Raw genomic sequence first — 25,287 nt, forward strand, 5'->3', positions numbered from 1 at the left:
TCACATCCGGAGCCAGATCACAAAATGGATAAAAGGCTTAAAATCACCGAAATCGCCGCCCGTACCCGGCTCTCCATCAGCACCGTTTCCCGCGTGCTGGCGGGGAAGGCAAACACCAGCGAAAAAGCACGGGCAACGGTGCTGGCATGCGCGCGGGAGCTGGGGGTAATAGAGGGCATGGCGGCGGGGCGTCTGTTGCTTAACAGCCTGATGGTGTTTGCCCCGCAGCGGGCGTTTGACGAGCGGTCTGACATCTTTTACTACCGCGTCATCCAGAGCGTGAGCAAAGGGCTGGCTTCGCACGAGGTTCGCCTGCGCTATTGTGCGCTGGAGGAGAACGACAGCGACGCCCAGCTGTTTCTGGCCCGCATGAACGAAGTGGACACCCAGGCGGCGATCCTCCTCGGTATCGACGATCCGCATATCCACGATCTGGCGGTAGACGTGGGCAAACCCTGCATGCTGATTAACTGCCGGGACCGCCACATGCGCCTGCCCGCCGTCGCGCCGGATCACCGCGCCATTGGCGAGCGGGCGGCGGAGTACCTGTTCGAGATGGGGCACCGGGAGGTGATGAATGTGCTGTGTTTGCGTCGCTATACCATGGAGCTGCGCCTGTCGGGGATCCGCGACGCGTGGCACGGCCATAACCTCAGGTTTAGCGACCGGCGCGATCTGCTGATGGTGCCAAGCTTCAGCGCCAAAGAGACGGAGCAGCTGGTGAGTGAGTGGCTTCACCAGCAAAAAGGGAAAGATCTGCCGACGGCGTTCCTGGTGGGCGGCGACTTTATGGCGGCGGGGACCATCAGCGCCCTGCAAAAACACGGTCTGCGCGTGCCGCAGGATGTCTCGGTGATGAGCATCGACGGCTTTAATCTCGCGGCGATTCAGGATGTGCCTCTGACGGCGGTGCATGTCCCGCGCGATGAGCTGGGAACAGAAGCGGTATATATGCTCCAGCAGCGGCTGATGCGCCCGGACGCGCCGGTCGGAACATTGCTGCTAAACGGCACGCTGGCCGTGCGGGAATCGGTACGGCGGATACGTCAGGGAAAACGACGCACCGCCGTTGAGCGGGAAGGGCTTTACGACAGTTAAGCCATGCCCAGCGCGCGCTTGCCGTGGATGTTCAGATCGTTCACGGTGAAACGGTCCTGCCAGCTTTTCTCATAATCCTCGCGCGGGAAATCTCCCGGTGACGCGCCGGTTTCCAGCGCTTCCTTGACCTTTTTCGCGTAGGCGAGGTTTTTCTCGCACATCGGCGCGGCAGGAATATACATCACGTTGCCCCAGCCCTGTTGGTTTTCCACCGGCGCGACCGAGTGGATCACATCGCAGTGCCACCAGACAGAATCACCGGCTTCCAGCGCGGGAATGCTGGTCAACGCTTCGATGAGCAGCGGATGCCACTTCTCAGAAATCGGCAGCACGCGCCCCGGCGCCACGCCGCACAGTTCGTCTTCCGGCACGTCGTCCAGCAGCGGACGCAGCAGAATGTAAGCCATCGCTTCCGGGATCGGCACCACGTGCAGCAGCCCCTGGCCGGGGATCATGTCCGACAGTGCCGTCCAGCCCTGGAAGGTGCGGAACACGGAGCATTTGGTGGTGTTATCCACCGTGTACTCTTCCACCTCGGTACGGTGCGCAGCATTCCACGGATCGTATTTTTCAACGTTGCCGTCAAACACGCGGGCAAAGACCTGCTGATAAGCGGGCAGCAGCCAGCGCTCCAGCGCGCCGGAATCGGTGTGTGCGCCAAGGCCTTTCGAGGTTGTTCCTGGTGGGCGGCGGCGAATGCGGTCCGGATAAATTACGCTCACGTCCGGGTCGAACCACTGCTTACCGTTGCTCTCAAATGTCCATAAACGGTTCAGGAACGACTGTACCTGTGCCATCTCTTCACTCTGGCGCGCCTGCATTTGCGCCTGAGACCAGTAGATCGGATAAATCTCCGGGCGAGAGGCCGTTAAGGTGCCGAAGAAGTTATCGCCGGGTCCTTTGTAAACCTCGTCAAACTTATTCAGATCGAGGTAGTCGAGCATCGATTGATCCCATGCCAGCGCCTGCTCGCGCGGGAAGTGGCTTTTGATCACCGCGCAGCCGCGACGTTTAACCGCTTCGCGCTGTTCGGCGGTGATCGTACCGTTTTTCACATCCGTAAAGGGGATTACCGGCCATACGGATTCACCTTTATTTTTAAGGGCATTAATTTCCGCCACGCGGGCGGCGATTTTGTCGCTAAGCCGGTCGAACACTGCCTGCACGTCACCGATCTGGGCCCGTAGCGCGCGTTTCATCTGACGAATTGCCGCTTTGTGGTCCGCTGGCAACGTTTCGCTGGTAAAGGTCATAACTGCCTCGCATCTTTCATTCGAAAGTAAAAGTGTCTACAAGTGATACTTTAAGTTAAAAATAAGTTAATGCAAGTTTAAAACCTTGACGGGCGACACAGGATGGAAAAAGAGTGAAGGGGCCGGAGTGAGGCTCCGGCAGGTAGGGGATCAGACGTCGAACGGGGAGTGGGCGTCGAGCACGGCCTGAATCACATTCAGCGCGCCCTGATGGTTGTTATCGTCGGTAGTGTAACGGCTGACCGCTTTAATGCTTTCTGCCGCATTGCCCATCGCAAATGAATATTTCACCAGCTTCAGCATTTCCGCATCGTTGCCACTGTCGCCAATGCCGACGCACGCCTGCGGGGAGACTTTCCAGCGTTTCAGCAGACGACTGATGCCGTTGGCTTTGTGCAGGCCCGGGATAATCAAATCGACAAAACCGAAGCCGCTGGTAACCGGCTTCATGATGCCGTCCAGGGAGACATGCAGTTTATCGACCAAATTCGGGATATCGCTGTCCGGCAGGTTCAGGGAGAATTTAAACAGCACGTCGTCAATGTCGCGGTAATCGCTGATGGGTTTTAAGCGATGGTAGTGTTTCGACATCAGCTTCACGAACGCTTCTGGAGCCTTATCGCTGACGTACGCGCTCTCCAGCCCGCATGCCACAAAGTTCAGCCCTTTGTCTTTCAGTAGTTCACCAATGACGATCTGCGACTCATGACGCGTTAGCTCACCGTGGAAAATCTGTTCGCCGTGGTCGAACACCAGCGCGCCGTTTTCCGCGACGAAGGAGATCTGATCTTTCAGCTCCGGGAAAAAGGAGATGAGCTGGTAATACTGGTTGCCGCTGGCGACAACAAATTCGATGTTACGGGCTTTAAGCTGCTCAAACTGTGCCTGGAAGCGGTCACGATCGTACTGCTTGGCATCATCAAGGAAAGTTCCGTCCATATCGGTGACGATAACTTTTACGGTCATACTGTGCTCCTGGGTCACTGCGTTTTGAAACATTCTAATAACAAGGTGACGGGGAGCACAAATTTAATTTCGAATGAAAGTCAGAAAGCCGGGTGGCGGCTTCGCCTTACCCGGCCTAAGGGGAGACAATGTAGGCCCGGTAAGCGAAGCGCCACCGGGCGTTTTTTTACAGTGTATGCTCGGTACGGGCAATAATATCGTCCTGCGCATCCGGTGACAGGGCGGTGAAGAACGCCGAGTAACCCGCGACGCGCACCACCAGGTCACGATACTGATCAGGGTGTTTCTTCGCTTCCAGCAGCGTTTCGCGCGAGACAATGTTGTACTGAATATGCCAGCCTTTATGCACCTCGAAGAAGGTGCGCAGCAGCACCATCAGCTTCTGGCGATCGCTGTCGTTTTCCAGCGTCGACGGATTCAGCTTCTGGTTAAGCAGCACGCCGCCGAGGATCGCTTCCGTCGGCAGTTTACCCACGGAGCCAATCACCGCCGTCGGGCCGAGGTGGTCGGTACCGGAGGCCGGGCTTGCCCCTTCCGCCAGCGGGGTGTGCGCTTTACGTCCGTCCGGCGTCGCCATGGTTGCTACGCCAAACGGTACGTTTGCGGAGATAGACGACGTGCCCGCGTAGTAGTTACCCCCAATTGGGCCACGGCCATAGCGTGGGTTGTGATACTGCTTCAGTTCTTCAATGTAGGTTTCGTAGGCACGGGTCAGCAGCAGGTCCACGCTGTCGTCGTCGTTGCCGTACTTCGGCGCGCCGTTGATCAGGCGCTGGCGCAGCTGCTCGTGGGTCAGCCCCTCGAAGTCATCCGCCAGCGCCGCCGCCAGCTGTTGCTGACCGATAACGCCCTGGTCAAACACCAGCTTCTTCACCGCGGCCAGGCTGTTACCGAGGTTGGCGATCCCCACCTGAAGGCCGGAAACCCAGTCATACTTCGCGCCGCCCTGCTTAATGCTTTTCGCGCGTTCGATGCAGTCGTCCACCAGCGCCGAGCAGAGAATATCGTGGACGTTCTCTTCCAGCATGGTGTCCACCACGTACTCGATTTCAATAGATTTGCGGGTGTAGTAGCGGATCTGGTTATCCCACGCCGCCATCACTTCGTCGAAATTGCCGAAATTACCGGCCGAAAGCGCTTTTTCCTGCGGCAGGAATACCTGGCCGCTGGTGGCATCGCGACCGCCTTCCAGCGCTGCCAGCATCACGCGGGCGAAGTTGATAAAGCTCATGCCGGTGCAGCGATAGCCCCACTTTCCGCCGACGGCGGTTTCGATGCAGCCAATCGCCGCATAGTCATACGCGTCCTCTCGTTCCACGCCGAGTTTGATAAATTCCGGGATGACGATTTCATCGTTGTTAAACGCTGGCATCCCGAAGCCGCAGCGGATCACCTGCACGCAGGCGTCGAGGAAGTCGTTGCTCATGCCCGCGTGGTAGCGCACGCTCAGGTTCGGCTGGGTGGAGCGCAGGCGACCGCAGGACTCCAGAATCGCGTAGGAGAGCGGGTTGACCGCGTCCATCGGCTCACCGTTGACCAGCTTCTGGCCGCCGATGGTAACGTTCTGATACAGCGGGCTGCCCGCAGAGGCTTTGGAGTGCGAGCCGGAGCGGATTTTGTTCACCTCCAGCAGCTTCAGCCAGCAGCTGTGCAGCAGCTCAATGGCGTGCTCGCGATCCAGACTCTGGTCCAGCTCCACGTCGCGGCGATAGTACGGGTAAAGGTACTGGTCCATACGGGCAAAGGAGACGGAGTGACCGTTGGACTCAATTTGCAGGATCAACTGAATGAAGTAGCACAGCTGTAGCGCCTGCCAGAAGGTTTTTGGCGGCTGGTGGGCGATGATGTCGCAGTTTTCCGCCATCGCCAGCAGCTCGTCGCGGCGGCTGTCGCGGGTTTCGCTGGCGGCCATCTCACGAGCCAGATCGGCGAAGCGCCTGATGTGCAGGCTTACGGCTTCCAGCACGATATCAATGGCTTTCAGGAACTGATCGCCGTGCAGATCGTCCAGTACCGTCAGGTTGATGCGCGAGCGGCGCTCGGCTACTTTCGCGCGCAGGCCGTCGAGCCCTTTCTCCAACACCAGCGGGAAATTCACCGCCAGGTGTGCGTCACCGGAGGTCATGTTGCCTTCCGCTTTGATGATGCCGGTTTCCAGCAGGCCCTTCTGCTCGTCGGTAAACATACCGTAGCAGCGATCCTGTACCGTCTGGCCGCGCCACCACGGGCAGATTTCATGCAGAACGCGTTTATTCTCTTCGCTCACCGCAAAGCCTGCACCTGGACGGTCCGCCAGATCGTCAATCTCTTTCTCAATCCAGGAGACGGTATATTCCGGGAAGATCGGCGCGGCACGCACTTCGCTGGCCTGGTTACCGATAATCAGCTCGTCGTGCTTGATCCAGATGGTACGTTTTGCCAGGTGGTGGGCGAGGGCCAGCGCGCGACGTACCGGGATCGGCTTGTCCAGATGCTGCTGATACATTTCGGTATAGTGCTGCGCGCGTTCGGTACAGACCGGCGGCTTAACGATATGCACCAGAGCCGTTTTGTGCGCCTTGATGCGCTCGCTGAGGGTGTTGAGATTCAGGGTGGTCATAAGTTTATCCTCGTAAGGTCGCGGTTAACCCTTTCTGGCAGGCATACTGCTGCGCGAAGTCCAGCAGGGCAGGGTTATCCAGCGGTTTGTCAGGGGCAGAGTAGGGTTGGCCGAGCAGGGTGTATTTGTTCATGCCCAGCGTGTGATACGGCAGAAAATGAATATCATCGACGCCGAGTTCATCGGCGGCGAAGTTGGTAATGGCGGTAACCGACGCTTCATCGGCGTTAAAGCCCTGGATCAGCGGCACGCGGATGGTGATCTTCTTCCCGACGGTAGCCAGGCGCTTCAGGTTGTCCAGGATCCGCTTAGCAGAGCCATCGGTCCACTGCTTGAACACCTCGCCGTCGACATGTTTCAGGTCCGCCAGGAACAGATCGACATACGGCAGTGAAGGCTCGATATAATGCCAGGGTACGTGAAGGCAGGTTTCAACCGCGGTATGAATGCCTTGTTCATGGCTGGCTTTAAACAGGGCGTGCGCCAGGTCAGGATTCATAAACGGCTCGCCGCCGGAAAGGGTGATCCCGCCGCCGCTGCGGTCGTAGAAGGGCTTGTCGCGCAGCACGGTGGCCATAATCTCCTCCACCTGCTTCTCTTCACCGCAAACGGTAAGCGCCTGCGTCGGGCAGCAGTCGGTGAGGGCAGTGAGCGTTTTTTCACTTAATTTTTCACGATGGATGATCAACCCGTTCAGGGCGCGTTCAACACACCCTGGCGCGGCCTGCTGACACAGGTCACAGCCGTCCAGACACAGACGGACGTCAAACAGGACGTCCCGCGTGCGGGAGCGGCTTTCCGGGTTCTGGCACCAGCGACAGCCCAGCGAGCAGCCTTTCAGGAACACCACGGTTCGAATACCGGGGCCGTCGTGGGTGGAGTAACGCTGTATGTTGAAGATCATTTTTTTGCCCTCTAATTACATATGAAGATTAAATTACTTTCGAATGAAAGTTATCTTGATATGGGTCAATTCATGAGCAGGTTTTCTCGTGATAGGGTAAATGCAGGCTAATTTTGAGGGTGACATCATGGAACTTTATCTCGACACATCTGACGTTGCGGCAGTCAAAAAGCTGGCGCGTATCTTCCCGCTGGCGGGCGTGACCACTAACCCAAGCATTGTGGCGGCGGGTAAAACCCCCTTGGAAGAGTTGCTGCCCGCGCTGCACGACGCGCTGGGCGGCAAGGGCCGGCTGTTCGCTCAGGTGATGGCGAAGACCGCCGAGGGGATGGTGGAAGACGCACGTAAGCTGCGCGCGATAATCGATGACCTGGTGGTGAAAGTGCCCGTGACCGCTGAAGGGCTGGCGGCGATCAAAATGCTGAAAGCAGAAGGGATCCCGACCCTGGGTACCGCGGTATACGGCGCAGCGCAGGGGATGCTCTCCGCGCTGGCGGGTGCTGAGTATGTGGCCCCTTACGTGAACCGCGTGGACGCGCAGGGCGGGGACGGGATCCAGACGGTGATTGAACTGCAACAATTGCTGACGCTGCACGCACCGCAGTCAAAGGTGCTCGCCGCGAGCTTTAAAACCCCGCGCCAGGCGCTGGACTGCCTGCTGGCAGGGTGCGAGTCCATCACGCTGCCGCTGGACGTGGCGCAGCAGTTTATTACCTCTCCGGCAGTAGATGCGGCAATTGTGAAGTTTGAGCAGGACTGGCAGGGGGCGTTTGGGCGGACGTCTATTTGATGCTGTTGCCGGGTGGCGCTGACGCTTACCCGGCCTACGATTTTCTCCCTCTCCCTGTGGGAGAGGGCCGGGGTGAGGGCATCAGGCCGCAGCAGGGTTTAACCTCCGCACACCTCACACCCCGGATTACGCATCAGCTTCATCTCGCGGAACTGACAGGTCATCGCGTCATACATCACGATTTTGCCCGCTGCGGGCGTGCCGTAATTCGCCAGCACCTTGATCGCCTCCATGGCCTGCAAGGAACCGATAACCCCAACCAGCGGCGCCATCACGCCCGCCTCGACGCAGGTCAGCGCATTCTCGCCAAACAGACGGCTCAGGCAGCGGTAGCAGGGCTCTCCCTCAGCGTAGGTGAAAACGCTGATTTGACCCTCCATGCGGATGGCCGCGCCGGAAATTAGCGGCGTTTTATGGGCAAAGCAGCCCGCATTGAGCTGGTTGCGAATGGCGACGTTATCGGTGCAGTCCAGCACCAGGTCATGCCGTGCAATCTGCGCAAACAGCGCGTCGTCATCCAGCATCGCGTCAATCAGGGTGAACTGAACGTTGGGGTTAATTCGCGCCAGCGCCGTGCGCGCAGATTCCACTTTCGGCTGACCAACCGTCGCGTCGCTGTGTAGCGTCTGGCGTTGCAGGTTCGACACCGACACGGTATCGAAATCCAGTAGCGTCATGCGGCCGACGCCCGCCGCAGCCAGATATTGCGCCGCCGCGCAGCCCAGCCCGCCAAGGCCGACAACCAGCACGCTGGCCGCCTTGAGCGCTTCCTGACCCTCGAAATCAAACCCGCGCAGCACGATCTGGCGGTTGTAGCGCATCATCTCCGGGTCGCTCAGTTCCACCGTCATGTCAGCCTCCGAAAAGGTGGTTAAAGCGTTCCACTTCAACCCATTCGCCCGCCTCAACGTGGCCGCGATCGCGCTCCAGCACGATAAAGCAGTTACCCTGGCTGAAGGAGCTAAAGATGTGCGAACCCTGATGCCCGGTGGTGCTCACCTCCAGCTCGCCATCGGCGTTGCGCGCCAGAATGCCGCGCTGGAAATCGAGACGGCCCGGAGATTTTTTGAGGCGCGTTGCCGCCCGCACGCGCACACGTTCCGGCAGCGGGTCGGCATTGTTGCCTGAAAGCTTCGCCAGCAGCGGGATCACCAGCTGGTAGAAGGTCAGCGCGGCAGAGACCGGGTTACCCGGCAGGCCACAGAACCAGCTGTGCGGAAGTTTGCCAAACGCGAACGGTTTGCCCGGTTTAATCGCCAGCTTCCAGAAGGCGATTTCACCCAGCTCTTCAAGCAGGGTTTTGGTGTAATCCGCTTCGCCAACCGATACGCCGCCAGAGCTGATCACCACGTCGGCAGAGGCGTCCGCGTCGATAAACGCCGTGCGCAGTTTCTCCGGATCGTCAGGAATGATGCCGAGGTTAATCACCTCGCAGCCCAGTTGCTCAAGCATCAGGTGCACCGCCAGACGGTTGGTGTCGTAAATCTGCCCCTCGTTCAGCGGCTGACCCGGAAGCTGTAGCTCGTCTCCCGTTGAGAACACCGCCACGCGTACCTTGCGGACAACGTCAATCTCCGCGATGCCAAGCGATGCCAGCACCGGCAGTTCGGCGACCGTCAGTTTTTGCCCGGCGGCAAAGACCGTTGCGCCGAGGGTAATGTCTTCCCCGATGTGGCGGATATTCTGTCCCGCTTTGACGCTGGCGGTAAAACGCACGCCGTCGTCCGTTAGTTCGGTCTCTTCCTGCATCACCACGGCTTCACAGCCCTTTGGCACCGGCGCGCCGGTCATAATGCGCACGCAGGTGCCCGCTGGCCACTCACCGTTGAACGGCTGCCCGGCAAAGGCTTTACCTGCCACCGGCAGCGGCTGACCCGTTTGCAAATCCGCCAGACGTACGGCATAGCCGTCCATCGCCGCGTTATCGAACCCCGGCACGTTCAGCGGCGAGACGATATCGCGCGCGGCAATACGGCCAAAACAGCGCACAAGCGACAGCGTCTCAACGTCGTGCAGGGGAGTAATACGATCAAGCATCTGCGAGAGTGCCGTCTCAAGCGGCATCAGTCCGGCGGTAAAATCCATGGTGGGCTCCTGCGGAGTAACAACGAAAGCGCTCATTATGGCAGAAAAGTGTGGCTAACTGTATGACCCGATGGGTGTACGCTTTACATCACAGTTGCGTCTTTCTATATTCAAAAATCATCTGAAGATTCGTCGACGATAATGATATTTATAGAAAAAGCAGCCAGCCAGGCTGATGGGTGATGCGAAATGAGTAAAGCGGTTATCGCAATTCATGGCGGTGCCGGGGCAATCACCCGTGCACAGCTCAGTCCCGAGCAGGAGAAGCGTTATATTGATGCGCTGAACGCCATTGTGGAAACAGGCCAGCGCATGCTGGAAGCGGGCGAAAGCGCGCTGGACGTGGTGACCGAAGCGGTGCGCCTGCTGGAGGAGTGTCCGCTGTTTAATGCCGGTATTGGCTCGGTCTTTACGCGCGATGAAACGCATGAACTGGATGCCTGCGTGATGGACGGTATCACCCTGAAAGCGGGGGCGGTGGCAGGCGTCAGCCGACTGCGCAATCCCGTGCTGGCCGCGCGTCTGGTGATGGATCAAAGCCCGCATGTGCTGCTGACCGGTGCGGGGGCGGAGAAATTTGCCGTCGAGCACGGGATGGATACGGTCTCGCCCGATCTTTTTTCCACCGAGGAGCGTTACCGGCAGTTGCTGGAGGCCCGTACAGCGGGGATGACGCAGCTGGACCATGCCGCGCCGCTCGATGAACGCAGAAAAATGGGCACGGTAGGCGCGGTGGCGCTGGATAAAGCCGGTAACCTCGCCGCCGCGACGTCGACAGGCGGTATGACCAACAAGCTTCCCGGACGCGTCGGCGACAGTCCGCTGCCGGGGGCCGGGTGTTACGCTAATAACGCCACGGCGGCGGTGTCATGCACCGGAACCGGCGAAGTGTTTATCCGCGCGCTGGCGGCCTACGACATTACCGCGCTAATGGATTACGGCGGATTAAGCCTGAGTGAGGCCTGCGAGCGGGTAGTAATGGAGAAACTGCCAGCCCTGGGCGGGGAAGGTGGCTTAATCGCGGTGGATCGGGAGGGCAACGTGGCGCTGCCGTTCAACAGTGAAGGGATGTACCGGGCGTGGGGGTATGCCGGCGATGCGCCCAGCACAGGCATTTATCGTGAATAAGGGGGCATTGCGTGCCGCACAGTGAAGAGCTGGACAACTGCGAAGTGCTGGCTGTCCACCAACTGAATATTGCCTTTCAGGAAGAGCGGCAGTTCATCCCTGCAGTACAGAATTTATCGTTTTCGCTCAGGCGCGGCGAGACGCTGGCGATTGTCGGCGAGTCCGGATCCGGTAAATCGGTTACCGCGCTGGCGCTGATGCGTCTGCTTGAGCAGACGGGCGGGCAGGTCACCAGCGAGCGGATGCTGTTGCGCCGTCGCAACCGTCAGGTTATCGATCTCAACGAGCTGAGCGCGTCCCGGATGCAGGGGGTGCGCGGGGCGGATATTGCGATGATTTTTCAGGAGCCGATGACCTCCCTGAACCCGGTCTTCCCGGTGGGCGAGCAGATTGCCGAATCTATCCGCCTGCATCAGGGACTGAGCGGTGATGAGGCGCTCAATGAAGCAAAACGGATGCTGGAGCTGGTGCGTATCCCTGAGGCGCACGCGATTTTGTCCCGCTATCCGCATCAGCTTTCCGGCGGCATGCGCCAGCGGGTGATGATTGCGATGGCGCTGTCGTGCCGTCCGGCGGTGCTCATTGCGGACGAACCCACCACGGCGCTGGATGTCACCATTCAGGCCCAGATCCTGCAACTGATTAAGGTGTTGCAGCAGGAGATGGAGATGGGGGTGATTTTCATCACCCACGATATGGGGGTGGTGGCGGATATTGCCGATCGGGTGCTGGTTATGCATCAGGGCAATGCCGTGGAAACCGGCACGGTGGAGCAGGTCTTTCATGCGCCGGTGCATCCTTATACCAAAGCGCTGCTGGCGGCGGTCCCGCGTCTGGGGGCCATGAATGGCAGTGATTTTCCGCGCCGTTTTCCGCTGATCTCACAGACCGAACAGGGCCAGCAGGAAGACGAAACCGAGCAGGATACGGTAGTTCCCGGCAGGCCAATTCTCGAAGTGCGTGACCTGGTGACCCGTTTCCCGCTGCGTAGCGGGATCCTTAATCGCGTAAAGCGCGAAGTGCATGCGGTTGAAAACGTCAGTTTTGATCTCTGGCCGGGCGAAACGCTGGCGCTGGTGGGGGAGTCCGGCTGCGGTAAATCCACCACCGGGCGGGCGCTGCTCAGGCTGGTGGCGTCGCAGGAGGGGAGCATCACCTTCAACGGTGAGCGCATCGACACGCTCCCTAACAGTAAATTGCAGGCGGTGCGCCGGGATATTCAGTTTATATTCCAGGATCCTTATGCGTCGCTCGATCCGCGCCATACGGTGGGGTACTCGATTATGGAGCCGTTGCGGGTGCATAACCTGCTCGACGGTGAAGCCGCGCAGCGCCGCGTCGCGTGGCTGCTGGAGCGCGTGGGCCTGAAGCCGGAGCATGCCTGGCGCTATCCGCACGAATTTTCTGGCGGTCAGCGTCAGCGTATCTGCATAGCCCGGGCATTGGCCCTGAATCCGAAAGTGGTGATTGCGGATGAGTCCGTGTCAGCGCTGGATGTTTCTATCCGCGCGCAAATCATCAATCTCCTGCTCGATTTACAGCGGGATTTGGGCATTGCGTTTCTGTTTATCTCCCACGATATGGCGGTGGTGGAGCGGATCAGCCATCGCGTGGCGGTGATGTACATGGGGCAAATTGTTGAAATCGGCCCCCGTCGGGCGGTGTTTGAAAACCCACAGCACCCGTACACCCGCAAGCTGATGGCCGCCGTACCGGTTGCCGATCCTGAGCATCGTCACGCCCAGCGCGTGCTGTTGCAGGACGAAATGCCGAGCAATATTCGTAAACGGGGCGAAACCCTGGAGCGCGTGGCGCTGCGTGAGGTGGGTCCCGGTCATTTTGTCGCACCACCGCGTCAGGGCAATGCATTCTCGCGGTTATAACTTACAACAGGCAGGAGAACACAATGGTTCCTTTTGTTGCTCGTAAATGGCTGCTGGCCGCGAGCGTGACGGCTGCGCTGGCCGCCGCCCCCGCGTTCGCAGCGAAAGACGTGGTGGTGGCTGTGGGGTCTAACTTCACGACGCTGGATCCGTATGACGCTAACGACACCCTTTCTCAGGCGGTGGCAAAATCCTTCTACCAGGGGCTGTTCGGCCTGGACCGCGAGATGAAGCTGAAAAACGTGCTGGCGGAAGGCTATACCGTGTCGGACGACGGGCTGGTCTATACCGTTAAGCTCCGTACCGGCGTGAAGTTCCAGGATGGCACCGACTTCAACGCCGAGGCAGTTAAGGTCAACCTGGATCGTGCCAGCAATCCGGAAAACGGTCTTAAGCGCTACAACCTGTATAAAAATATCGCCCGTACCGAGGTGGTTGACCCGGCGACGGTGAAGATCACCCTCAAAGAGCCGTTCTCGGCGTTTATCAATATCCTGGCGCATCCCGCGACGGCGATGATTTCGCCCGCCGCCCTGAAAAAATATGGCAAAGAGATTGGCTTCCACCCGGTGGGGACCGGACCGTACGAACTGCTTACCTGGAACCAGACCGATTATGTGAAGGTGAAAAAATTCGCCGGATACTGGCAGCCGGGGCTGCCGAAGCTGGATACCCTCACCTGGCGGCCGGTCGTGGACAACAATACCCGCGCCGCGATGCTGCAAACCGGCGAAGCGCAGTTTGCCTTCCCCATCCCGTACGAACAGGCGGCTCTGCTGGCGAAAAACAGCAAGCTGGAACTGGTGGCCAGCCCGTCGATTATGCAGCGCTACATCAGCATGAACGTCACGCAGAAACCGTTTGATAACCCGAAGGTGCGTGAAGCCATCAACTACGCCATTAACCGCCAGGCGCTGGTGAAGGTGGCCTTTGCCGGCTACGCCACCCCGGCGACGGGCGTGATGCCGCCAACCATTGAGTACGCGCAAAGCTATCAGCCGTGGCCGTATGATCCGGCGAAAGCGCGGGAACTGCTGAAAGAGGCGGGCTATCCGAACGGCTTTAGCACGACGCTGTGGTCGTCGCATAACCACAGTACCGCGCAGAAGGTGCTGCAATTTACCCAGCAGCAGCTGGCGCAGGTGGGTATTAAAGCCAGGGTTACGGCGATGGATGCCGGACAGCGCGCGGCGGAAGTGGAAGGCAAAGGACAGAAAGAGAGCGGCGTGCGGATGTTCTACACCGGCTGGACGGCTTCAACCGGTGAAGCGGACTGGTCCCTGTCGCCGCTGTTTGCTTCCCAGAACTGGCCGCCAACGCTGTTCAATACCGCGTTCTACAGTAATCCGCAGGTGGATAAGGATCTGGCCGATGCCCTGAAAACCACCAAACCGGAAGAGAAAGCGCGCCTGTACAAAGAGGCGCAGGACATTATCTGGAAAGAGTCGCCGTGGGTGCCGCTGGTGGTGGAAAAACTGGTCTCAGCCCACAACAAAGCGCTGACCGGTTTTTACATCATGCCGGATACGGGCTTTAGCTTTGATGACGCGGATTTGAAATAATACTCATGCTGAATTATGTGTGTAAACGCCTGCTGGGGCTTATCCCGACGCTGCTGATTGTGGCCGTGCTGGTGTTTTTGTTTGTCCACATGCTGCCCGGCGATCCGGCGCGTTTGATTGCCGGACCGGAAGCGGATGCCACGGTTATCGAACTGGTGCGTAAACAGCTCGGTCTTGATCAGCCGCTGTATCGGCAATTTCTGCGCTACATTGGCAATGTCCTTCAGGGCGATTTCGGCATCTCGATGGTGTCGCGTCGTCCGGTGTCGGAGGAGATTGCCAGCCGCTTTATGCCCACCTTCTGGTTAACGATTGCCAGTATGAGCTGGGCGGTTGTGTTTGGCCTGGGCGCGGGAATCGTTGCCGCCGTCTGGCGCAACCGCTGGCCGGATAAGCTCGGTATGGCGCTGGCGGTCACCGGTATCTCTTTCCCGGCGTTTGCGCTGGGTATGCTGCTGATGCAGATTTTCTCCGTCGAGCTGGGCTGGTTGCCCACCGTCGGGGCCGACACCTGGAAGCACTACATTCTGCCCTCTATGACGCTTGGCGCAGCCGTTGCGGCAGTGATGGCCCGTTTCACCCGCGCTTCGTTTGTCGACGTGCTGAGCGAAGATTACATTCGCACCGCGCGGGCAAAAGGGGTGAGTGAGAAATGGGTCATTCTGAAGCATGGTTTTCGTAATGCGATGATCCCGGTGGTCACGATGATGGGGCTACAGTTCGGCTTCCTGCTGGGCGGCTCTATCGTGGTTGAGAAGGTCTTTAACTGGCCGGGGCTGGGGCGCCTGCTGGTCGACTCGGTCGATATGCGTGACTACCCGGTGATTCAGGCGGAAGTCCTGCTTTTCTCGCTGGAATTTATTCTTATCAATCTCGTGGTGGACGTGCTGTACGCCGCCATTAACCCGGCCATCAGGTATAAGTAAGATGCGATTACTGAACTGGCGTCGCCAGGCCATTTTAAACGCTATGCCGGGGATCAGGCCGGACCATATTCGCACCCCGTGGGTTGAGTTCTGGCGTCGATTCCGTCGTCAGCCCGTCGCTATGGTCGCCGGGTTGTTTGTGTTACTGCTGATCCTGGTGGCGATTATCGCCCCCTGGATAGCCCCGTTTGATGCGGAAAATTACTTCGATTACGACCGGCTGAACGATGGACCGTCGATGATGCACTGGTTTGGCGTGGACTCGCTCGGGCGCGATATTTTCAGCCGCGTGCTGGTAGGGGCGCAGATCTCGCTGGCGGCCGGGGTCTTTGCGGTGCTGATGGGCGCAGCGATTGGCACCGTGCTTGGGCTGGTGGCCGGGTACTATGAAGGCTGGTGGGACCGCATCATCATGCGTATCTGCGACGTGCTGTTTGCCTTTCCCGGTATTCTGCTGGCGATTGCCGTGGTGGCGGTGATGGGCAGCGGCATGGCGAACGTCATCATCGCCGTGGCGGTATTCACGATTCCCGCTTTCGCGCGCCTGGTACGTGGCAACACGCTGGTGCTGAAGCAGCAGACCTTTATCGAGTCGGCCCGCAGCATGGGAGCCGGCGATGCCACTATCCTGTTCAGCCATATTCTGCCGGGAACGGTCTCGTCTATCGTGGTCTATTTCACCATGCGCATAGGCGTGTCGATTATCTCGGCGGCCAGCCTGTCGTTTCTGGGGTTAGGCGCACAGCCGCCGACGCCGGAGTGGGGCGCGATGCTGAACGAGGCGCGGGCGGATATGGTGATCGCCCCGCACGTGGCGATCTTCCCGAGCCTGGCGATTTTCCTGACCGTGCTGGCGTTTAACCTGCTGGGGGATGGGCTGCGCGACGCGCTGGATCCGCGGATTAAGGGGTAGGTTTTTGCAGGAACTTACCCCTCACCCTAACCCTCTCCCCTGAGGGGAGAGGGGACTGCTCGGTGCGGTCTGTTCCCCCTCGCCCCTTTGGGGAGAGGGCCGGGGTGAGGGGTTAAAGATTAAACCCGGCTGCCCCACAAATCATACTCGTCGGCGTTTTCAACCTTCACGCGAATAATATCGCCCGGCTTAACGTTGGTTTCTCCGTTCAGGTACACCGCGCCGTCGATTTCAGGCGCATCCGCCATGCTGCGGCCAATCGCGCCTTCTTCGTCCACTTCGTCGATAATGACCAGAATTTCGCGGCCCACTTTCTCCTGCAAGCGTTCAGCAGAGATCTGCTGTTGCAGCTGCATAAAGCGGTTCCAGCGTTCCTCTTTGACTTCTTCCGGTACCTGGTCCGCCAGCTCGTTGGCCGTTGCGCCTTCAACCGGGCTGTACTTGAAGCAGCCCACGCGATCCAGACGCGCTTCTTTCAGGAAGTCGAGCAGCATCTGGAAATCTTCTTCGGTTTCACCCGGGAAGCCAACGATGAAGGTGGAGCGCAGGGTCAGATCCGGGCAGATCTCGCGCCACTGCTTGATGCGCGCCAGCTGGCGGTCAACGGATCCAGGACGCTTCATCAGCTTCAGAATGCGCGGGCTGGCGTGCTGTAACGGGATATCCAGATACGGCAGGATTTTGCCTTCCGCCATCAGCGGAATCACGTCGTCAACGTGCGGGTAAGGGTAGACGTAGTGCAGACGCGTCCAGACCCCGAGCTTAGCAAGCTGCTCGCACAGGCCGACCATGCTGGTTTTTACCGGCTCGCCGTTGTGGAAACCGGAGCGGTGTTTGACGTCCACGCCGTAGGCGGAGGTGTCCTGGGAGATGACCAGTAACTCCTTCACGCCCGCGTCGGCAAGGCGTTTGGCTTCTGCCAGCACCTCGCCAATCGGACGGCTCACCAGATCGCCACGCATCGACGGGATGATGCAGAAGGTGCAGCGATGGTTGCAGCCTTCGGAAATTTTCAGGTAAGCATAGTGGCGCGGCGTCAGCTTCACGCCCTGCTCCGGCACCAGGCTCAGGAACGGGTTGTGCTTTGGCTTTGGTACGTAGTGATGAACATGTTCCAGCACCTGCTCGTAGCTGTGCGGGCCGGTGATCTCCAGTACCTTCGGGTGCACTTCGCGGATCTGATCCACCTTCGCGCCCAGGCAGCCGGTGACAATCACTTTGCCATTTTCCGTCAGGGCTTCACCAATGGCTTCCAGTGACTCCTGGACCGCGCTGTCGATGAACCCACAGGTGTTGACGATCACCATGTCGGCGTTGTCGTAGCTTGGCACCACGTCATAGCCTTCAGTGCGAAGTTCAGTCAGGATGCGTTCGGAATCCACCAGGTTCTTCGGGCAGCCCAGGGAGACAAAGCCGATTTTCGGCGGGTGCGTAACATTGCTCATAGGTTAAAAATTCATCAATTATGGAGTTATCAGGGCGGGATTTTACAGCGTATCGCGGGGGATTTATACACTCTTGATGGCGCAGTTGAGGCGGGCAATCGTTGTAACATTGTAAAGAATGTTAATCAGTTATCGTTTATTGATCTCAGGCATCACATTGTACAAAAAATGACCTTATTATTAATAGGGTAACATGGCTGACAGAGGAGGAAATAGCATGTCCGTTGACAGACTGAAACGCGATCTGCTTAACAAGCTGATCAACGCCCGAATCGACCTGGCTGCATATCTGCAACTCCGCAAGGCGAAAGGGTATATGTCAGTCAGCGAAAGCGAAAATCTGCGTGAAAATTTCTTTGAACTTTGCAATTTCATGCGTGAAAAAGCACCCATCCTGAAAGCGCACTGCGCTGAAAACGAATTAGTGGCGCTGCGCCGCGCCGCCGAGGTGCTTTCCATCGCAGGGGTCTGTTTGATGAACGGACGTCACGACTGCCCGAATTTTATTGCCGTTAACGCGGAGAAGCTTGAAAACTGCCTGACCACGCTCGCGCTTTGCATCATGTGTCTGAACAAGCCGGAAACGCTTGCCCGACACTGAACCCGGGGGAGGCAACTCCCCCTTTTGATTAAGCTTTTGTAAAAGTGTTAACGCACCCGGGAACAGTGGCTAATCTTTAAGCCATATGCCGATAAAGGAGTGCGTTATGCCTCGATCCTCGCTGCTTTTCCTCCCTGTACTGTTATTCCCGCTTTCGCTGCTTGCGGCGCCCGAGACGGTTAAGATCGACGTGCTACAGACAAAACTGGATCACCCCTGGTCGCTGGCGTTTCTGCCTGATAATAAGGGACTGCTGATCACGCTAAAAGACGGGCAGCTTAAGCACTGGCAGGCAGGGAAAGGGCTCTCCGATCCGATTATCGGCGTGCCGAAGGTCTGGGCGAGCGGCCAGGGCGGATTGCTGGACGTGGTGCTGGCCCCGGATTTTGAACAATCACGGCGGATCTGGCTCAGCTTCGCCGAGGCGGGTGATGATGGAAAAGCGGGTACCGCGGTGGGCTACGGGCGGTTGAGCGATGACCTCTCGCGCATTGAGGGCTTCCAGGTGGTGTTCCGACAGATGCCGAAGCTCTCTACTGGCAACCACTTTGGCGGACGGCTGGTGTTCGACGGCAAAGGCCATCTCTTTATTGGCTTAGGTGAAAACAACCAGCGCCCGACGGCGCAGGATCTGGATAAGCTTCAGGGTAAGGTGGTGCGCCTGACGGAGGACGGGAAAGTGCCGCCGGATAACCCGTTTGTGAACACCGCCGGTGCACGGCCTGAAATCTGGTCTTACGGCATTCGCAACCCGCAGGGGATGGCGATGAACCCGTGGAGCGACGCGCTGTGGCTTAATGAACACGGCCCTCGCGGCGGGGATGAGATCAACATTCCTGAAAAAGGCAAAAACTACGGCTGGCCGATGGCGACGCACGGGATCAACTACAGCGGCCTGAAAATCCCGGAAGCGAAAGGCGAGCACGTTGAGGGCACTGAAAAACCGCTGTTTGTCTGGAAAGTGTCGCCCGCCGTCAGCGGCATGGCGTTCTACAACAGCGACGTCTTCCCGCAGTGGAAAAACAAGCTGTTTATCGGCGCGCTGAAGGAGAAAGACGTCATCGTGCTGAGCGTGAAGGGCAATACCGTGACGGAGGACGGGCGCATTCTTGGGGATAAAGATCAGCGAATTCGCGATGTGCGCGTCGGGCCGGATGGTTATCTGTACGTGCTGACCGACGAGACGGACGGGCAGCTTTGGAAAGTCAGCCCGTCCGGGTCGTAATCAGGTCACCGGGATCATCACCACGTTGCGATACGCCGGGCGCTCGCTGAGCTGCTGGATCCAGCGCTCAAGGTGAGGGCGCGGGGTCCAGCTGAGACCCATGTTAGTGAGGTTCCAGACGAAAGGGGCGACGGCGATATCGCCCACGCCGAACGTGTCGCCGGAGAACCAGGTATGCTTCGCCAGTTCGTCGTCCATCATCGCAAACAGCGACTCGCACGCGTCCTGGGCGGCATGAATGGCGGGATAATCACGATCGGCTTCCGGCGTACGGATAAGCCCCATCAGGATCACGCGGTGCGTTGGGGAAAGCGTCTGGTTTGCCCAGTCCATCCATTTTTCGCCCTGCGCGCGCTGGGCTGGATTTTCTACCCACAGCCGACCCTGGCCGTACTGCGCGGCGAGGTATCGCACGATGGTGTTAGACTCCCACAGCGTGGCGTCTGTCTCGTCATCGCGCAGTAGCGGCACCAGTCCGTTTGGGTTCATCGCCAGGTAGTCCGCGTCTTTATTCACGCCAAACTCCAGGCCCGCCATAACCTGCTTAAACGGTAAATCCAGCTCTTCCAGCGTCCAGAGCACTTTTTTCACGTTGGTCGAATTGTTCCTGCCCCACAGCGTAATCATATTTACTCCCGATGAGATGTGAATCCGAGTCAGCTTTTCGCCATGGTGAGATAAACCTAACAATTACGCAACAGATGCTAAAAAAAACACCGCAATCAAAGCGTATCTGAATGTTATTGCATAAACTTTAAAAACTTTACCTGGAACAGGTTTCTTTGAAGGCTGTAGTGCGCTATTACTCATCGCTTCTTGCGACACGGTGATTGTGACGTGATTTTTAGAATGGACACTCGGGTGGCATTTATGACGCAAAAAACTTCCTCTCTGCGCAGCCTGGCGGCAGGCTCGGCGCTGCTTTTCCTTTTTGCCCCAACGCTCCATGCGGCGGAACAGACAGCGCCCGAAGCGCCGCCTGTTGATGCGCGCGCCTGGATCCTGATGGATTACGCCAGCGGGAAAGTGCTGGCGGAAGGTAACGCCGACGAAAAACTCGACCCGGCGAGCCTGACGAAAATTATGACCAGCTATGTGGTCGGCCAGGCGTTGAAAGCGGGCAAGATCAAGCTGAATGACATGGTCACCGTCGGGAAAGATGCCTGGGCGACCGGTAACCCGGCGCTGCGCGGCTCGTCCGTGATGTTCCTGAAGCCTGGCGACCAGGTCTCCGTGTCCGATCTGAATAAAGGGGTTATTATTCAGTCGGGAAATGATGCCTGTATTGCGCTGGCCGATTACGTCGCGGGCAGTCAGGACTCATTTATTGGGCTGATGAATGGCTACGCGAAAAAACTGGGTCTGACCAATACCACTTTTAAAACTGTTCACGGCCTGGATGCGCCGGGTCAGTTCAGTACCGCGCGCGATATGGCGCTGCTGGGCAAAGCGCTGATCCATGACGTGCCGGATGAGTACGCTATCCATAAAGAGAAAGAGTTCACCTTCAACAATATCCGCCAGCCTAACCGTAACCGTCTACTGTGGAGTAGTAACGTTAACGTGGACGGCATGAAAACCGGTACAACTGCCGGGGCCGGATACAACCTGGTGGCTTCTGCGACGCAGGGCGATATGCGCCTGATCTCAGTGGTGCTGGGAACGAAAACCGACCGTATTCGTTTTAACGAATCCGAAAAACTGCTGACCTGGGGTTTCCGCTTCTTTGAAACCGTCACGCCGATTAAGCCGGACGCTACCTTCGTGAGTCAGCGCGTCTGGTTTGGTGATAAAAGTGAAGTGAACCTGGGAGCGGGTGAAGCGGGTTCCGTCACCATTCCACGCGGTCAGCTGAAAAACCTGAAAGCCAGCTATACCCTGACCGAGCCACAGCTCACCGCACCGCTGAAAAAAGGTCAGGTGGTCGGGACGATAGATTTCCAGCTTAACGGCAAATCTATTGAGCAGCGTCCGCTGGTGGTAATGGAAGCGGTGGAAGAGGGCGGCTTCTTCAGCCGGATGTGGGACTTTGTGTTAATGAAATTCCACGGCTGGTTTGGCAGCTGGTTCAGCTAAGTTTTTGCCGGGTGGCGGCTTCGCCTTACCCGGCCTACAACGGCTCGAACGTAGGCCGGGTAAGCGCAGCGCCACCCGGCATAACCTCAATACATCAACTTCACCTGCTGCGCTTTCGCGTATGCCACCAGCTCGTCATCCGGGCGGCAATCACTGACGATGGCGTCAAAGCGCGACAGTTCTCCCATCCTTGCCGGACGGACCTTGCCAAATTTACTGTGATCAACCACCAGCACATGCTGCTGCGCGGCGTTGAGCGCCCACTGTTTCACCGGTAACTCTTCAAGATTAAAACAGGTTGCCCCCTGTTTCACATTCACGCCCGCCGCAGAGTAAAAGGCGATATCAGGGCATACATTGCTCAGCGTGTCCTGAATATTCAGCGGCTTGAAGATGGCGTTGCTGGCATGAAACTCGCCGCCACACAAAATCACCCGGCATGCTGGTTTCTCCTGCAAAGCCAGGAAGGTATTTAGCGAATAACAGACGGCGGTAAAGGGAACGGTGCTGTCGATGGCCTCGATGATCCACGGGGTTGTCGTACCGCAGTCAAAAAACAGCGTTTGATGCGGCTGCACCAGCGAGGCGGCGAGCCGCGCGGCTTTGCGCTTCTCTTCCACCAGGCGTGTTTTTTGATCGCTTAACAGATAATGGCTGGCGCTACGCGGCTCCAGAACAATATACCCGCCAAGCAGCACAACGGGGGCGCTGTCGCTGTTCAGATCGCGACGAATGGTCATTTCAGACACGCCAAGCAGGGAAGCGGCTTCCTTAAGATGCAGCTTATCGCTGCGCTTCAGCGCCTGAAGCAGCTGAGCAATGCGGTCATCGCGACGTGTTTCCATAGATCCTCGGGCTAAAAAAGTGAGCCCCCGCAGGGCGGGGGCTCAAGTGTAACCTGACGGACCGGGGTTAGTCACGTATCCAGCCTTTGCGGATCGGAAGGGCAAACAGAACGCGATAGGCCTGTGATAATCCACGATAAAGCGCCGGGCCAAAGAGGCTCCACAGGATGGCTGCGCTGACGCAGCCCATCAGCCCCACCAGGAAACCGCCGACCATATCCAGCGGCCAGTGCACCCCCAGGTAGACGCGGGACCAGGCGATGGCGACTGCCACGCCCATCAGCACTACGCCGGACCACAGGCGATGCCAGAACAGGAAGGCCAGCGCAAAGGTGAAGATCACCGTGCCGTGATCGCTCGGGAACGAGTCATCCGGCGCATGGTGCAGGAAGTTGTAGCCGACGCGATCGACAAACGGACGATCGTGCGGGAAGGCGTGACCCAGCACGTAGCTTGCCAGCACGCTCACGCCAATTGCCATCGCCATTTTGATCACCAGATGGCGCTGGGCGGTGACCTGTGTACGAGGTCCCCATAACCAGAGGATCACCGCCAGCGCCGGTACAATGCTAATCAGATCTTTCGCAATGAAGGTGGCGAGATCGATCATCCATTCCGGTGACAATGGCGTGGCGTTGAGCAGGTAAAACAGTTCGTAGTTCAGATTTTCTAACATAATCTCGTTACTCTTTAGCAAACCGGGCGGAAACCAGCCCGTAAACCAGCACCTGGGAAAACCAGACCCACCACCCGGCCCACAGGTTGTGAGAGAAAAAATGCGCGCCGCGCATGACCTGCCCGAAGCCCATCACCAGCCCCATAACAACGCCTGACGCGACAAAGGACCATGCCAGGCGCGGACGTTCACGCCAGAAGGCAAAAAACAGCCCCATCACCATAAACCCGCTGGAGGCGTGGCCGCCGGGAAAGCAGCGTCCCGGTCCGCTGTCTGCCGGAACGGCGCTGAACAGGGGATACGAAACGGACCTGCCGCCATATTCCACCAGATCCCACGGACAGCTGTGGTGGCTTATGCTTTTCAGCACCCCTACTACCAGCGCACCCAGCCCCATCAGAAGCGCGGCCGTTACCAGTCGGGCATTGCGTTTGTAAGCGCCGTAAATCAGCGATGCGGCAGCGATAACAATGGTCACATATTTCGCCAACCGATGGTTCAGCAGATCCAGCAGCGGGTTTTGCTGTAGCGGAAAATGATGCGCCGCTGCGTCATACCAGAAACCGGTTATCCATCGGTCAAGCGATTCATCGCGCGAAAGCCAGGTAAAAAGCACCGCAAGGGCAATAAGCACGAAAAGTTGATAACCATAAAAGCGGGCAGGCAAACGGTAAAGACGTTTTGTCTTATTTGTCGGTAACTTAGATAATTCTGAAGGGCTGACGGCGTGTGTCATAGTTTCGGTCAATAACGTGAAATAGCACTATCATAGGGAGGGCAACTTAAGGAAACCTTAAACAACAACGATAAGTGCGTTATTTCTGTTTTTTCACGTTAATTTGCTATCTCAGACAGCGGCAATTCATTACACTCATCGCGATTTTTTCATACTAAAGAGATTGCATGATAAACCGTTCTTCTTCCGGTAATCGTCTGGGTCGTCAGGCGTTACTTTTTCCTCTGTGTCTGGTGCTTTACGAATTCTCTACCTACATCGGCAACGACATGATCCAGCCCGGCATGCTGGCTGTGGTTGAGCAGTACAACGCAGGTATTGAGTGGGTGCCGACATCCATGACCGCCTATCTGGCGGGCGGCATGTTTTTACAGTGGCTGTTAGGGCCGCTGTCGGATCGTATTGGCCGCCGTCCGGTGATGCTGACGGGCGTAGTGTGGTTTATCGTCACCTGTCTCGCCACGCTGCTGGCGCAGAGTATTGAGCAGTTCACGCTGCTGCGTTTCCTTCAGGGCGTGAGCCTGTGCTTTATTGGCGCCGTGGGCTATGCCGCTATTCAGGAGTCGTTTGAGGAGGCGGTGTGTATCAAAATTACCGCGCTGATGGCAAACGTGGCGCTGATTGCACCGCTTCTTGGGCCGCTGGTGGGAGCCGCATGGGTTCACGTCGCGCCGTGGGAGGGGATGTTCGTCCTCTTTGCCGCGCTTGCGGCTATCTCTTTCTTTGGCCTGCACCGTGCGATGCCGGAAACCGCCACCCGCCTGGGCGAAAAGCTCTCGCTTAAAGAGCTGGGGCGGGATTATAAGGCAGTGCTGAAAAACGGTCGTTTTGTCGCGGGCGCGCTGGCGACGGGGTTTGTCAGCCTGCCACTGCTGGCGTGGATTGCCCAGTCGCCGGTCATTATCATCAGCGGCGAACAGCTTAGCAGCTATGAGTATGGCCTGTTACAGGTGCCGATTTTTGGCGCGCTGATTATCGGTAACCTGGTGCTGGCGCGTCTGACGTCACGCCGTACCGTGCGTTCGCTGATTATTTTGGGCGGCTGGCCCATAGCGGCAGGGCTGATTATCGCGGCGGTGGCGACCGTAGCCTCGTCTCATGCGTACCTGTGGATGACGGCGGGGCTGAGTGTTTACGCGTTTGGTATCGGCGTGGCGAATGCTGGCCTGGTGCGCCTGACGCTGTTCGCCAGTGAAATGAGTAAAGGCACGGTGTCTGCCGCGATGGGGATGCTGCAAATGCTGATTTTCACCGTCGGTATTGAGGTGAGCAAACATGCCTATGCTTTCGGCGGTAACGGGCTGTTCAGCCTGTTCAACCTCGCAAACGGTGTGCTGTGGGTAGGGCTGATGGTGGTGTTCCTGAAGGACAAACGCGTCGGAAGCGCACTGCAACCGTAATCCTTATTCCCTCTCCCTGTGGGCTGAGGGTTCCCCACAAATTAATGCGAGCACTGAGCAATCCCCTCACCCCTCCGGGGAGAGGGTTAGGGTGAGGGGAACATACGGCGGTGGTGGTCATTCCGTTCACTTTATGTTCCTTGCTACTCTGTAACGACATGACCGGTGAACGTGCC

General features: G+C 58.1%; 22 protein-coding genes. 11 read left to right on the forward strand and 11 right to left on the reverse strand.

What is annotated here, in order from left to right; genetic code table 11:
• Positions 1–24 precede the first annotated feature (24 nt).
• A complete protein-coding gene (locus ACOTZP_RS10720) occupies positions 25–1,098 on the forward strand; it encodes a LacI family DNA-binding transcriptional regulator (RefSeq protein WP_032676354.1) in 1,074 nt (357 codons plus the stop codon).
• On the opposite strand, the gene ACOTZP_RS10725 is transcribed toward ACOTZP_RS10720, so the two are convergent.
• From ACOTZP_RS10725 to ACOTZP_RS10740, 4 genes are all read right to left on the reverse strand, one after another.
• Positions 1,095–2,351 (reverse strand): DUF1479 domain-containing protein, encoded by a 1,257-nt coding sequence (locus ACOTZP_RS10725; RefSeq protein WP_022647538.1) that lies wholly within the window; start codon positions 2,349–2,351, stop codon positions 1,095–1,097. The two genes, ACOTZP_RS10720 and ACOTZP_RS10725, sit on opposite strands and share 4 nt — an antisense overlap.
• 150 nt (positions 2,352–2,501) lie before the next feature.
• Entirely contained in the window at positions 2,502–3,317 is an 816-nt protein-coding gene (locus ACOTZP_RS10730; protein ID WP_023299662.1) for a Cof-type HAD-IIB family hydrolase, read from the reverse strand.
• A 166-nt stretch (positions 3,318–3,483) separates the two neighbouring features.
• Positions 3,484–5,916: a formate C-acetyltransferase/glycerol dehydratase family glycyl radical enzyme gene (locus ACOTZP_RS10735; RefSeq protein WP_421633708.1), complete on the reverse strand. Its 2,433-nt coding sequence runs from the start codon at positions 5,914–5,916 to the stop codon at positions 3,484–3,486.
• A gap of 4 nt (positions 5,917–5,920) precedes the next feature.
• Positions 5,921–6,820 (reverse strand): glycyl-radical enzyme activating protein, encoded by a 900-nt coding sequence (locus tag ACOTZP_RS10740; protein WP_271074939.1) that lies wholly within the window; start codon positions 6,818–6,820, stop codon positions 5,921–5,923.
• A gap of 127 nt (positions 6,821–6,947) precedes the next feature.
• Between ACOTZP_RS10740 and fsa the strand changes: the two genes are divergently transcribed.
• On the forward strand, positions 6,948–7,610 hold the full coding sequence (fsa, locus tag ACOTZP_RS10745) for a fructose-6-phosphate aldolase (protein WP_022647542.1): 663 nt from the start codon (positions 6,948–6,950) through the stop codon (positions 7,608–7,610).
• Positions 7,611–7,708: 98 nt separating this feature from the next.
• On the opposite strand, the gene moeB is transcribed toward fsa, so the two are convergent.
• Positions 7,709–8,461 carry a molybdopterin-synthase adenylyltransferase MoeB gene (gene moeB, locus ACOTZP_RS10750; RefSeq protein WP_271074940.1) on the reverse strand — a complete coding sequence of 251 codons (753 nt, stop codon included), beginning with the start codon at positions 8,459–8,461 and terminating at the stop codon, positions 7,709–7,711.
• A 1-nt stretch (position 8,462) separates the two neighbouring features.
• Positions 8,463–9,695 carry a molybdopterin molybdotransferase MoeA gene (gene moeA, locus ACOTZP_RS10755; RefSeq protein ID WP_193132125.1) on the reverse strand — a complete coding sequence of 411 codons (1,233 nt, stop codon included), beginning with the start codon at positions 9,693–9,695 and terminating at the stop codon, positions 8,463–8,465.
• Positions 9,696–9,884: 189 nt separating this feature from the next.
• Here moeA and iaaA point away from each other — a divergent pair, with 189 nt between their 5' ends.
• From iaaA to gsiD, 5 genes are read left to right on the forward strand one after another with little or no spacing between them, the layout of a single operon-like run.
• A complete protein-coding gene (gene iaaA / locus ACOTZP_RS10760) occupies positions 9,885–10,823 on the forward strand; it encodes a beta-aspartyl-peptidase (RefSeq protein WP_045308527.1) in 939 nt (312 codons plus the stop codon).
• Between the two features lie 11 nt (positions 10,824–10,834).
• On the forward strand, positions 10,835–12,706 hold the full coding sequence (gsiA, locus tag ACOTZP_RS10765; RefSeq protein WP_271074941.1) for a glutathione ABC transporter ATP-binding protein GsiA: 1,872 nt from the start codon (positions 10,835–10,837) through the stop codon (positions 12,704–12,706).
• Positions 12,707–12,729: 23 nt separating this feature from the next.
• Positions 12,730–14,268, forward strand: a complete 1,539-nt coding sequence (gsiB, locus tag ACOTZP_RS10770; protein WP_271074942.1) for a glutathione ABC transporter substrate-binding protein GsiB — start codon at positions 12,730–12,732, stop codon at positions 14,266–14,268.
• Positions 14,269–14,273: 5 nt separating this feature from the next.
• Positions 14,274–15,194, forward strand: coding sequence for a glutathione ABC transporter permease GsiC (gene gsiC, locus ACOTZP_RS10775; RefSeq protein WP_006809475.1), 921 nt, complete (start codon positions 14,274–14,276; stop codon positions 15,192–15,194).
• Between the two features lies 1 nt (position 15,195).
• Positions 15,196–16,107 (forward strand): glutathione ABC transporter permease GsiD, encoded by a 912-nt coding sequence (gene gsiD / locus ACOTZP_RS10780; RefSeq protein ID WP_032624585.1) that lies wholly within the window; start codon positions 15,196–15,198, stop codon positions 16,105–16,107.
• Positions 16,108–16,226: 119 nt separating this feature from the next.
• On the opposite strand, the gene rimO is transcribed toward gsiD, so the two are convergent.
• Positions 16,227–17,552, reverse strand: a complete 1,326-nt coding sequence (gene rimO, locus ACOTZP_RS10785) for a 30S ribosomal protein S12 methylthiotransferase RimO (protein ID WP_252054940.1) — start codon at positions 17,550–17,552, stop codon at positions 16,227–16,229.
• A 217-nt stretch (positions 17,553–17,769) separates the two neighbouring features.
• On the opposite strand from rimO, the gene bssR reads away from it, so the two are divergent.
• Positions 17,770–18,153, forward strand: coding sequence for a biofilm formation regulator BssR (bssR, locus tag ACOTZP_RS10790; protein ID WP_038415734.1), 384 nt, complete (start codon positions 17,770–17,772; stop codon positions 18,151–18,153).
• A gap of 106 nt (positions 18,154–18,259) precedes the next feature.
• Positions 18,260–19,378: a PQQ-dependent sugar dehydrogenase gene (locus ACOTZP_RS10795; protein WP_271074943.1), complete on the forward strand. Its 1,119-nt coding sequence runs from the start codon at positions 18,260–18,262 to the stop codon at positions 19,376–19,378.
• Here ACOTZP_RS10795 and ACOTZP_RS10800 read toward each other — a convergent pair whose 3' ends face one another.
• A complete protein-coding gene (locus tag ACOTZP_RS10800; protein ID WP_063138193.1) occupies positions 19,379–20,005 on the reverse strand; it encodes a glutathione S-transferase family protein in 627 nt (208 codons plus the stop codon).
• Between the two features lie 243 nt (positions 20,006–20,248).
• Between ACOTZP_RS10800 and dacC the strand changes: the two genes are divergently transcribed.
• Complete coding sequence (gene dacC / locus ACOTZP_RS10805; protein WP_023299674.1) at positions 20,249–21,454, forward strand: serine-type D-Ala-D-Ala carboxypeptidase; 1,206 nt, start codon at positions 20,249–20,251, stop codon at positions 21,452–21,454.
• An 86-nt stretch (positions 21,455–21,540) separates the two neighbouring features.
• Here the strand turns inward: dacC and deoR are convergent, their stop codons facing one another.
• The 3 genes from deoR to ACOTZP_RS10820 form a co-directional block, all read right to left on the reverse strand.
• Positions 21,541–22,299: a DNA-binding transcriptional repressor DeoR gene (gene deoR, locus ACOTZP_RS10810; RefSeq protein ID WP_022647554.1), complete on the reverse strand. Its 759-nt coding sequence runs from the start codon at positions 22,297–22,299 to the stop codon at positions 21,541–21,543.
• Positions 22,300–22,366: 67 nt separating this feature from the next.
• Positions 22,367–22,975 (reverse strand): undecaprenyl-diphosphate phosphatase, encoded by a 609-nt coding sequence (ybjG, locus tag ACOTZP_RS10815; RefSeq protein ID WP_271074944.1) that lies wholly within the window; start codon positions 22,973–22,975, stop codon positions 22,367–22,369.
• 7 nt (positions 22,976–22,982) lie between these two features.
• Positions 22,983–23,711 (reverse strand): phosphatase PAP2 family protein, encoded by a 729-nt coding sequence (locus ACOTZP_RS10820; protein ID WP_023299675.1) that lies wholly within the window; start codon positions 23,709–23,711, stop codon positions 22,983–22,985.
• Positions 23,712–23,878: 167 nt separating this feature from the next.
• Between ACOTZP_RS10820 and ACOTZP_RS10825 the strand changes: the two genes are divergently transcribed.
• Positions 23,879–25,111 carry an MFS transporter gene (locus ACOTZP_RS10825; protein ID WP_022647557.1) on the forward strand — a complete coding sequence of 411 codons (1,233 nt, stop codon included), beginning with the start codon at positions 23,879–23,881 and terminating at the stop codon, positions 25,109–25,111.
• Positions 25,112–25,287 lie beyond the last annotated feature (176 nt).

Source organism: Enterobacter cloacae complex sp. SYL001, assembly GCF_049237025.1.
GTDB lineage: Bacteria > Pseudomonadota > Gammaproteobacteria > Enterobacterales > Enterobacteriaceae > Enterobacter > Enterobacter intestinihominis.

What these genes read in the sequence shown, in the direction of transcription:
- ACOTZP_RS10720 (WP_032676354.1), top strand. Translation starts at nt 25, where the DNA reads ATGGATAAAAGGCTTAAAATCACCGAAATCGCCGCCCGTACCCGGCTC.
- ACOTZP_RS10725 (WP_022647538.1), bottom strand. Translation starts at nt 2,351, where the DNA reads ATGACCTTTACCAGCGAAACGTTGCCAGCGGACCACAAAGCGGCAATT.
- ACOTZP_RS10730 (WP_023299662.1), bottom strand. Translation starts at nt 3,317, where the DNA reads ATGACCGTAAAAGTTATCGTCACCGATATGGACGGAACTTTCCTTGAT.
- ACOTZP_RS10735 (WP_421633708.1), bottom strand. Translation starts at nt 5,916, where the DNA reads ATGACCACCCTGAATCTCAACACCCTCAGCGAGCGCATCAAGGCGCAC.
- ACOTZP_RS10740 (WP_271074939.1), bottom strand. Translation starts at nt 6,820, where the DNA reads ATGATCTTCAACATACAGCGTTACTCCACCCACGACGGCCCCGGTATT.
- fsa (WP_022647542.1), top strand. Translation starts at nt 6,948, where the DNA reads ATGGAACTTTATCTCGACACATCTGACGTTGCGGCAGTCAAAAAGCTG.
- moeB (WP_271074940.1), bottom strand. Translation starts at nt 8,461, where the DNA reads ATGACGGTGGAACTGAGCGACCCGGAGATGATGCGCTACAACCGCCAG.
- moeA (WP_193132125.1), bottom strand. Translation starts at nt 9,695, where the DNA reads ATGGATTTTACCGCCGGACTGATGCCGCTTGAGACGGCACTCTCGCAG.
- iaaA (WP_045308527.1), top strand. Translation starts at nt 9,885, where the DNA reads ATGAGTAAAGCGGTTATCGCAATTCATGGCGGTGCCGGGGCAATCACC.
- gsiB (WP_271074942.1), top strand. Translation starts at nt 12,730, where the DNA reads ATGGTTCCTTTTGTTGCTCGTAAATGGCTGCTGGCCGCGAGCGTGACG.
- gsiC (WP_006809475.1), top strand. Translation starts at nt 14,274, where the DNA reads ATGCTGAATTATGTGTGTAAACGCCTGCTGGGGCTTATCCCGACGCTG.
- gsiD (WP_032624585.1), top strand. Translation starts at nt 15,196, where the DNA reads ATGCGATTACTGAACTGGCGTCGCCAGGCCATTTTAAACGCTATGCCG.
- rimO (WP_252054940.1), bottom strand. Translation starts at nt 17,552, where the DNA reads ATGAGCAATGTTACGCACCCGCCGAAAATCGGCTTTGTCTCCCTGGGC.
- bssR (WP_038415734.1), top strand. Translation starts at nt 17,770, where the DNA reads ATGTCCGTTGACAGACTGAAACGCGATCTGCTTAACAAGCTGATCAAC.
- ACOTZP_RS10795 (WP_271074943.1), top strand. Translation starts at nt 18,260, where the DNA reads ATGCCTCGATCCTCGCTGCTTTTCCTCCCTGTACTGTTATTCCCGCTT.
- ACOTZP_RS10800 (WP_063138193.1), bottom strand. Translation starts at nt 20,005, where the DNA reads ATGATTACGCTGTGGGGCAGGAACAATTCGACCAACGTGAAAAAAGTG.
- dacC (WP_023299674.1), top strand. Translation starts at nt 20,249, where the DNA reads ATGACGCAAAAAACTTCCTCTCTGCGCAGCCTGGCGGCAGGCTCGGCG.
- deoR (WP_022647554.1), bottom strand. Translation starts at nt 22,299, where the DNA reads ATGGAAACACGTCGCGATGACCGCATTGCTCAGCTGCTTCAGGCGCTG.
- ybjG (WP_271074944.1), bottom strand. Translation starts at nt 22,975, where the DNA reads ATGTTAGAAAATCTGAACTACGAACTGTTTTACCTGCTCAACGCCACG.
- ACOTZP_RS10820 (WP_023299675.1), bottom strand. Translation starts at nt 23,711, where the DNA reads ATGACACACGCCGTCAGCCCTTCAGAATTATCTAAGTTACCGACAAAT.
- ACOTZP_RS10825 (WP_022647557.1), top strand. Translation starts at nt 23,879, where the DNA reads ATGATAAACCGTTCTTCTTCCGGTAATCGTCTGGGTCGTCAGGCGTTA.